This is a genomic window from Brachyspira catarrhinii (assembly GCF_005518285.1).
In the GTDB taxonomy this organism is placed as follows: domain Bacteria; phylum Spirochaetota; class Brachyspiria; order Brachyspirales; family Brachyspiraceae; genus Brachyspira; species Brachyspira catarrhinii.
This window is the reverse complement of record NZ_SJDU01000673.1, coordinates 1-751: the sequence shown is the minus strand read 5'-3', so window position 1 is coordinate 751 and position 751 is coordinate 1. Positions and strand designations below refer to the sequence as shown.

The window sequence follows — 751 nt, the reverse complement described above, 5'->3', positions numbered from 1 at the left end:
TATAGAGTATATAGAATCGTCTTTTATTAGGCGGTTCTATATATGTTTTTTATCCTAAAATAAATTTTTTATAAGTTTGTATTATTTATATAATATTATAAAATATGTTATTATAAAAATTAAAGCTAAAATTGATAAAATAAATTATGAAAAATATCGCCATACTCGGAAGACCAAATGTGGGAAAGTCCACTCTTTTCAATAGATTAGTTGGAAGAAGAAAATCTATAGTCGATTCCACCGCGGGAGTCACAAGAGATATAAGCGTAGAAAAAATTTATATTGACGGAATAGAATTTAATATATTCGACACTGGTGGACTGCTCGATATAAGCGAAGATATTTTAAACGAAAAAGTGAGAGAGAAAGCGCTGAAAACTGCGACTGAAGAATCGGATATACTTTTATTTTTGGTTGACGCTCATCAAAGCCATCCAGACGACAGACATTTTATAAACGCGATAAGAAAGACGAACAAACCGATAATACTCGTAATTAATAAAGTTGACGCCGATTCGCATAATCAATTAATAAACGAATTCTACTCTCTCGGCATAAAAGAAATGGTTGGAATAAGCGCCGAACATAATAACGGAATAGACGACTTAAAAGAAAAAATTTTGAATATATATAAAAGCCTTAATAAAAATGAGTTTAAAAAAGAAATAAAAAATTTAAATGAAAAATCTAATTCGGAAAATGAAAATTTAGAAATAAAAGAAATTGGAGACGGTAATTTAAATTATGTTTA

General features: G+C 28.4%; 1 protein-coding gene. It reads left to right on the top strand.

Annotated features, from left to right (window positions below; translation table 11 throughout):
• Positions 1 to 146: 146 nt before the first annotated feature.
• Positions 147 to 751, top strand: a 605-nt coding sequence (locus EZH24_RS13000) for a GTP-binding protein (RefSeq protein ID WP_137999441.1), incomplete at its 3' end; no start/stop codon positions are given.